General features: G+C 64.3%; 8 protein-coding genes. 2 read left to right on the top strand and 6 right to left on the bottom strand.

Translation table 11 applies throughout. The features are described from left to right. Nucleotides 1-5: 5 nt before the first annotated feature. Nucleotides 6-1,214 (bottom strand): EAL domain-containing response regulator, encoded by a 1,209-nt coding sequence (locus I6F20_RS35745; protein ID WP_225130814.1) that lies wholly within the window; start codon nt 1,212-1,214, stop codon nt 6-8. 550 nt (nt 1,215-1,764) lie between these two features. Continuing rightward, nucleotides 1,765-2,928, bottom strand: a complete 1,164-nt coding sequence (locus I6F20_RS35750; protein WP_225130816.1) for a hypothetical protein — start codon at nt 2,926-2,928, stop codon at nt 1,765-1,767. Nucleotides 2,929-3,263: 335 nt separating this feature from the next. Between I6F20_RS35750 and I6F20_RS35755 the strand changes: the two genes are divergently transcribed. Further along, nucleotides 3,264-3,893, top strand: a complete 630-nt coding sequence (locus tag I6F20_RS35755) for a helix-turn-helix domain-containing protein (RefSeq protein WP_057026527.1) — start codon at nt 3,264-3,266, stop codon at nt 3,891-3,893. A 69-nt stretch (nt 3,894-3,962) separates the two neighbouring features. Here the strand turns inward: I6F20_RS35755 and I6F20_RS35760 are convergent, their stop codons facing one another. The 4 genes from I6F20_RS35760 to I6F20_RS35775 all read right to left on the bottom strand — a co-directional run bounded on the left by I6F20_RS35760 (nt 3,963) and on the right by I6F20_RS35775 (nt 6,487). Beyond that, entirely contained in the window at nt 3,963-4,211 is a 249-nt protein-coding gene (locus I6F20_RS35760) for a hypothetical protein (protein ID WP_036024694.1), read from the bottom strand. Between the two features lie 151 nt (nt 4,212-4,362). Further along, nucleotides 4,363-4,737: an Hpt domain-containing protein gene (locus I6F20_RS35765; protein WP_036008515.1), complete on the bottom strand. Its 375-nt coding sequence runs from the start codon at nt 4,735-4,737 to the stop codon at nt 4,363-4,365. A 154-nt stretch (nt 4,738-4,891) separates the two neighbouring features. After that, nucleotides 4,892-5,590 carry a Crp/Fnr family transcriptional regulator gene (locus I6F20_RS35770; protein ID WP_192893380.1) on the bottom strand — a complete coding sequence of 233 codons (699 nt, stop codon included), beginning with the start codon at nt 5,588-5,590 and terminating at the stop codon, nt 4,892-4,894. Between the two features lie 186 nt (nt 5,591-5,776). Continuing rightward, entirely contained in the window at nt 5,777-6,487 is a 711-nt protein-coding gene (locus I6F20_RS35775) for a Crp/Fnr family transcriptional regulator (protein ID WP_225130819.1), read from the bottom strand. A gap of 335 nt (nt 6,488-6,822) precedes the next feature. On the opposite strand from I6F20_RS35775, the gene I6F20_RS35780 reads away from it, so the two are divergent. Continuing rightward, on the top strand, nt 6,823-7,305 hold the full coding sequence (locus I6F20_RS35780; RefSeq protein ID WP_346277189.1) for a response regulator: 483 nt from the start codon (nt 6,823-6,825) through the stop codon (nt 7,303-7,305). Nucleotides 7,306-7,834 lie beyond the last annotated feature (529 nt).

Genomic DNA, 7,834 nt, shown 5'->3' on the forward strand with positions numbered 1-7,834 from the left:
CGCGGTCATCCCATCACGGTGCGCGTCAGCGCGGCCTTCGCGAACTTCTTCAGCGGCATCGGCTTGCCGAACAGAAAGCCCTGCACGACATCGAAGCCGATCTCGCTCGCCGCGATGAGGTCGGCGCGGCTCTCGACCCCTTGTGCTACCGCGCGCGCGCCGAAGGTCTGCGCCAGCTCGACGATGTGACGGCACACTGTGCGCTTCAACCGATCGCCGCCGCTGCCGGTGACGAATTGCCGGTCGGCCTTCAGCTTGACGAAGGGAATCTTGTCGAGGTCCATCAGCTGCGGCCAGTTGGCGCCGAGATTGTCGATCGACAGCCCGATATTGTGCAGGCCGACCTCGCGCGCGACCTCGGCCAGGAGATCGAGCTCGCGGATCGCCTCCTCGCTGTCGATCTCGACCGTCAGTCCGCCGAAGGCCGGATGCGTCGGCACGCGGCGGCAGAGATCGCGCACCGCCTGCGGCTCCCTGAGATAGGCGGCGGGAAGATTGATCGACAGGTCGACCGGACTTTGTTGCTCCAGAAGATAGTGCCAGTCCTGCATGGCGCGATCGATCACGAACTCCGACAGCTCGCGAAAATGCGGATCGTGCGGCTCCGGGATGAAATAGGCCGGCGGCACCACGCCCCAGGTCGGATGCCGCATCCGCACCAATGCCTCGGCGCCGTTGCGCACCAGCGTGCGCGCGTCGATCTTGGGCTGGTACCAGAGCTCGAGCCAGCCGGCATGCAAGGCCTCGCCGACATGCACGGCCGGGCTCGGCGCCGGCTCATCCGGCAGCAGCATCGCAACGCGCTCGCGCAGCGTCTCCGCGGCAAAGGGCGTGGTCAGCGGCGGCAGCATGGCAAGGCCATATTCGTCGCCGACCTGCCGCACGGCTTTGACGATGATCGAATCGCGGGCGCCCACGGCGAGAACCTTGCCGGCGAATGCCTCGCGCACCAGGACTTCGAGGAAGCGTCCCGGCTCGATGCCGTCGGCGGCGACGCCGAGCAGGATCAGGTCCGGCAATTCGCTCGCGAGCACCGTCTTCAGCTCGTCGGCGCTGGCACATTCGCAGGTGACGAAGCCGAGATCCTCGAGGATCTCGCTGAGGAACGCGCGCAAGTGACGCTTGCTGTCGGCCACGCAGGCGCGCGGCGTCACCTTTCGCCGTCCGAAGGTCACAGGCCTTCGTCCGACGAGTTCAATCATCCCATCGTTCATCGTACACCACTCCCGTTCCGTGACGGTTTCTTAAACGCGGAGCGTGGGTTCAAATAAGGAGAGCTTCACATCGTTCTTGAATTATCTGAGTAACGTTAAGCCCTGCAATTCGAGCTAATCTGTCGACGAAATCTTTGGGTGCACGCGCGCGGTTGTCCCGCGGCGGCGATGAAGCCGGCGCAACGTGAATCGGCGGCGGCTTTCACGCTTGCGTCTTCCCGCGATGCGCGCATCGTCGCCTTTCGCTCGTGACGGTCATGCGACAACGGGTCCGCGCCGGCGGCCGAGAATGTGAAGCACATCACACGCGCGTTGCCGCGCTCGCGCTAAAGCTCCCCCGAGCCGGTGGAGGGCTGTCGAGGACTACAGCTATGTCGACGCGGCGAATGATGTATTGGTGGTTCAGGTTCGTGCTGTCAGGGCGATTCATGGATCGCTTCCTGTGCCTGCGCTAGCCGCGCGGCGCACGGTTTTTCGCGGCCGAACCGGGTCTAGAGCATGATCCGGAAAAGTGTGCAGCGGTTTTCCGGAAAGATCATGCTCAAACGCCTTAGGTTTGCCCGATCAATTTGCGGAACGCCGCCGCACCGTCCTGCATCGCGTCGCGTCCCTTCCAGGCCAGATAGGTCAGCTTGCCACTGAGCGTATCGTGGCTGCGCAGCCGCCGCGAGCCGAGAATGTGGCCGACATTGTCGGGGAAGCGGCTCACCTCGGCGGAGACCAGCGCCGCGATCGCGTCCATCAATTGCTGGAGGCGGACGCCCCATTCGCATTGCTCGATGCCGTCGATCCGGACCTTGAGCGCATATTCGGTGTCGTAGATTTCGGCGAGCAGGTCGCGAGCGATCAGCACCCGGTTGTGCCGGAGCGCGACGCGAAGTGCGAGACGCTTGTCGTCGAGCCGGTCGAGAACCATGGGAACGACGCAGGCATAGGGGGTGGCGGCGACGTCTGCGGCGGCCTTGCTCGCAGCGGCTCGGGTAGCAAGCCGCACCAATTGCCAGGACGTCTTCAGGCGTCGCGCCACCAGCGCCAGCGCGAAGGGCAGCGCCTGAGGATGCGCCTTCTTGAAGGCATCGAGCTGCGCGGTGATCTGGGCGACCTGGCCGTCGTCGAACTTCGCGATCTTGTCGGGCAGCTTCGCGTTGAACTTCGGCAGTGCATCGCCGGCGCGCAACACGTGCAGCATCTTCACGACGTCGTCGAAGGCGGTGCGCGAGGCCGTATATTGCCCGAGCTTGGCGCGCGCGGATTCGGCGCTCTCGGGCGAGGCGAGGGTGCTCTCGAGGACCTTGACGACCTTGGTCTGGAAGGTCGAGGCGATCTTCTGGACTTCCTTCGGGTTGTTGGCCGCGACCTGGTCGCCGATCGCCTTGATGTAGTCGCGCGCCATGGTCGGCAGCAGGTCGCGGCAGATCCATTCCCAGATCGGGGTGAGGGTATTGCGCGAGATCCGCCCCATGTTGGCGTGCTCGGGCGCGCCGTCGATCAGCAGCAGCTCGAGCGGCGCGAAGAAATAGCGCGACGGGCTGGTGGCGCGCGCCTGGGTCGATCCGTCCTTGCGGAATTCGGCGCGCAAGCGGGCCTGGATGTCGGCCGAACCCGGCATCTCGATGCCGCACAGCTCGAGCCGTTCGAGCTCGCTGAGCAGACAGCTGCGCGACAGCGGCGTCAGCCTCTGCAGAAATTCCGATAGCCGGTCGATCTCGTCCATGGCACGCAATCTTTCGCAGCGTGGCCCGCGGGCTTGCGGGCCCAATGCGTGGAGGCATTTGCGCGCTCTCAACCTCCCTAGAGAAGCAAGTCGCCGTTAATTAATTCGTAAAATCCGGGGGGTGGATGTCGGAGCAAGGCGTTCGCCGAGGAGCTTTCCCGTTCCCACCCCACGATTTCGGCAGAAAACTCAACCGCTGCATGGTCGCGTGCGGCACCGCGCAAGCACAAATTGTGCCGAAGTCGTCATTTCAGCGTAAAACCGTCTAAATCACCGTAGTCATACGGAGCAAAAAGTTAATCACAGACCCGCCCCGGTTCCGCTAAACGAGTGACATGGGGTCACAGAATGATACGGCCACCGATTCGCGGCCGTCGGCATGGCACGAAAGCAGCGCTGCTTCAGCTGAAGAGCTCGATTTCGCCCGCCTGAGCGCCTTGCGTGCCAAGGCGGCCGACGAAATGGCGGCTGCCATCGCCCGCGAGCTCAATGGCCCCCTGACCGCGCTGCTGCTCTACATGGGCGAGATCAAGCACCACAGCGATCAGCTCGTCCCCGCGACCGGCGATCGCGCCTATTTGCAGCGGGTGGTGGAGAACGCGCTGGCCCAGACCGAGCGCGTTTGCGGCCTGGTCAAGCAGCTCGCCGGCCCGCCCAAGGGCGGCTCCAAGGGCGGCTTGCCCAGCCCGTCCGAAGAAGCGGAATCGAAGGCCGTCCGCGTGCTGCAACCGCCGCGGCCGCCGAGCGCCGATCTGATCGGCCCGTCGGGCCAGAAGCGGCTGACCAGGCGCGAGCGCGAGGTGCTGAGGCTGATCAGCGAAGGCTACTCGAACAAGCAGGGTGCGCTTCGCATGCAGATCAGTCCGCGCACTTTCGAGAGCCATCGCGCCGAGGCGATGCGCAAGCTCGGTGCGCGCAATACCGCGGACCTCGTCCGTGCGGCGCTGCTGCATTCGATCGACTGAGGCCGGGCCCGTCGTCCGCCGTCGGGCGAGACCCGACGCCTATCTCGAAAGTTGGGAAATCCGTGGCGCTCAGAAATAATCTTCGGCGAAGGGACGTGCGCGCGAGGTGGGACGCAGCGGCTTGATCTCTTCCTTCGGCGCGCTCGGAATGATCGTGATGGTCCAGCGGGGGGGCATGCTCGATTCCTGCTCCAGCACCGAGCGCACGAAGCCGGTCACGGTCGACTCGCCGGCCTTCACCGTCGCCATCCGGCCGTTGAACTGTGCGATCCGGAAGCGACGAACCTCCTTCTGGTCTGCGGTCTCGTAGGTGAACATGGAAAACCCTCCTGGTTTTCCGGGACTATCGCCAGCTATGATTAGCCATCTGTGAAAATCGCAAACCGTAGAAGTACGGCGGGAATGCACGCGCGAGTAGTTCGGAGCGTTTTCACGCGAAGCAGCGCGACGAGCGCGCATCCCAAGCGAGCTAGCCTTGCGGCTCCTGCGCATGCGCGGCGGCGTAGGCCGCATCCATCAGGTCCAGCAGCGCGCGGAATTCGGTCTCGCCGAGGCTTTCCGCGGTTTTCTCCAGCCGGAGCGCCAGCGCTGCCAGCCTGAGATAGCCGAACGTTCCGGCCGCGCTCTTCAAAGAATGTGCTTCGCGCGCGATCCTGGCGTGGTGCTGCGCAGGCGAGAGCGTTCGGAACGATTCCAGGCGCGCGCAGGTCTCGCTCCAGAACACGTCGCGCACTTCGCCGGCACCGTCCTCGCCGATCTCGCGCACCAGCGCTTCGTACGCGCGCGGCTCGCGCGCGGGTTCGGCATCGATCGCGTTCGCAAGCCCGACGGTGACGTCAAACATGTCTTGCCTGCCCTGATCCCGGTTCGTGTCGCGCGGCACGCCGCCGCGCGAGGCATGTCGCGTGTGTACGGCCTTCGAATTTCAGTTCTGGTAGCAGGATGGCTGGTGTTTGCAGGCCGGCATTAGCCCGCGGTTTACCAAGCGACCGCGGCGTTCAGGGCGGGCCGAGCAGCCGGTCGTACTGGGCCTTCACGGCGGCGTAGCATTCGCACGCCGTCTGGCGCAGCCCGTCCAGGTTGGTGATCTGGATGTGTCCGCGGCTGTAGTGGATGAAATTGGCCTGCTGTAGGGAGTTGGCGACCAGCGACACGCTGTTGCGCCGGGCCCCGATCATCTGAGCCATGGTCTCCTGTGTCAGCAGCAGACGCGACTCGCCCGACATGTCATGCGTGTGCAGCAGGCAGCGCGACAGCCGCGACTCCACCGGATGAGCGGCGTTGCAGCCCGCGGTTTGCTGCACCTGGGCGTAGACCGCCAGCCCGTGACGCGCAAGCTGCGTGCGCAGGGCGCTGCTCTGATCGGCGGCCATGCGCAGGCGGTCCAGATCCACCACCGAGGCGGCGCCGGGAACCAGCACGATGGCGGTGTTCAACGCACACGCATCACCCTCGATGGCGAGCGTTCCGAGCAGGCTGCCACGGCCGATCATGGCGACCTGCACATGCTCGCCTTTGGCCAGTTCAACCACCAGCGAGATGACGCCGCGGTGAGGAAAATAGGCGCGCATGAGCGTCTCGCCGGTCTCGACCAGCACCGCCCCGTGGGGCAGATCCACAGTTCGCAGGTGCGGGCGGATCAACTCATAATCGTCTGCCGACAGTGCGGACAGGAAACCGTTGGACGGACGCGCCATGCTTTCCAAAGCTGCCTCCTCCGTACCCTTGCACCTGAGAATCGCACGCCTGCACTCACGCGGTGCGCGGGTAAGTTCCATCATCCTCGCGGCGGGATATATTGGCAATTGAGACAAGTTGTCCGGCCCTGGCGATGCACCGACGCTGCGTGCACGTCGGAACACAGAGATCGCATCGTGCTCCCGTCACGCCACGACTCCCATCAGGCGCAGGTGATGGGCCTTCACCGCCGAATAGCAGCCGCAGGACGTCGCCAGCAGCGCCTTGGGATCGATGATCTCGATCTGGCCGCGGCTGTAGTGAATGATGCCGGCGCGCTGCAGCGCATGCGCGCCCAGCGAGATCGCGTTGCGGCGGACGCCGATCATCTGCGCCAGCGCCTCCTGGGTCAGCGGCAGGATTTGGCCGTCGGACAGGTCGTGGGCGCGGAGCAGCCAACGCGCGAGCCGCGCCTCGACCGGATGCAGCGTATTGCAGAGCAGCGATTGCTGCACATGCGCGAGCATGACCTGCTCGTGGCGGACCATCAGCTTGCGGAGGCGTGCGCTTGCGGTCGCGACCGCGCGGAAAACTCCGATTTCGATCACGGAAGCAGCTCCTGGGAACAGCACAACCGCGTCCATCGGCGAGATGCCGTCGGCAAGGGCCGCACCGGCCCCCACGACGCTGTCGCGGCCCAGCATCGCAATTTCGATCGTCTGTCCTTCGGACAGGCTCACCCTGATCGAAACGCATCCACCATGCGGGAGGTAGACATGTCTCGGTGCAGTGCCGATCTCGCCCACGACAGATTTGCTGACCATTTCAACCGTCGCGAGGTGCGGACGCAGCAGATCGAAATCCGCGGCATCGAGCAGTTGCAGCAGCTGGTTGGGCGGGCGGCCGCTCACGGTCATGCAGGTTAATCCGGCGGGTTCGATGGACGGTGGGAGCGGCGGCCTTCGTCACTCAGTTGCACGGCGCGCAAATACTAATCTAAAGGTTGTGGTGTCGTCCATATACCCGTTAGAGGGCAGACAGCCTGTCTCATTTGCGGCGGAATTAAGTAGCGCACGCTGATTCGTTGACGAGGCGGCCGTCCTGCAACGATTGCGCAGGGAAAAAGCGGCAAGGGGGCCTCAGGAGCCGGAAGGCATTGCAGTCGCGCTGGCCATCGGGCCGGCTCGCGTCGCCTCGACCGCGTCCGCAAAAATGTTAGTTTCATCTCTCATCGAAAGCAAAGGAGAAAGGCGTGCCCCACGGTTCGATTGTTGAATCGCCGGAACGGGAAGCTCAATCCGGGCGAGACGATCTGCGCCATATTCTCGTCGTCGACGATGACCCGATGGTGTGCATGGCCATCGAGGTTTACCTCCAGCGCAACAATTTTCGGGTGACGATCGCCGAGGGTGGTGAAGCCGGACTGCGCGCCCTCGAGCACAAGCAATTCGATCTGATGATCATCGACATCTTCATGCCGCACATGCGCGGGTTTGAATCGATCCGGATTTTCCACGAGCGGGCTCCGGTCATTCCGCTGATCGCGATGTCCGGCTACGCCTTCGCGAATTTGGACTCGCCCGCGCCGGACTTCCTGCGGATGGCGTTGGAGCTCGGCGCCGCGCGCTGTCTGCGCAAGCCGTTCACGCCGCACGCGCTGCTCGCCGCCATCAACGATTGCCTGGCAGAGTCTCGCCCCCGCTCCGACATTGCCACGGCCGTGCAGCTCGGTTAGCGCGACACGAGCCGCTTTCCCCGCGGGGTAACGCTTCGTTTACCTCGAGCGTGGACCGCCTAGATCCGGCAACGCCCAAGCACTCGCGCGACGAGGGCGCGGCCGGCTTGCCTCGACCGCCTCTATCGTTCTTCACGAGCAGGACTTTCTCGCACGCCGCGTCGCGCGATTAGTGGCTCGTTCACCGCGCGGCTCCCGCCGTTGCGGCGCGGGGATGGTTTTGCCGAAAAGCGCTGCAACACGCGGCAGAACCGCAAACTTCTCTTCAAAATCCGTAGTAGCACGGAGGATGAAATTAACGGGACTGTGAAAGGGGATGTCTAACGATCCAAAATAGGGCGTCCGTCCGTGCCAAGGGTGGCTCGGACGTCGCGTTTGCGGCCCGGGTCAGTAAGGCGTAGCTCATGGATGATCTGTTGCGGGAGTTTCTGACGGAGACCAGCGAGAGCCTGGACACCGTGGACAATCAGCTGGTGAAGTTCGAGCAGGAGCCGAACAACGCCAAGATCCTGGATAACATCTTCCGCCT

The organism is Bradyrhizobium sp. IC3123 (assembly GCF_020193625.1).
GTDB classification, from domain to species: Bacteria; Pseudomonadota; Alphaproteobacteria; order Rhizobiales; family Xanthobacteraceae; genus Bradyrhizobium; species Bradyrhizobium yuanmingense.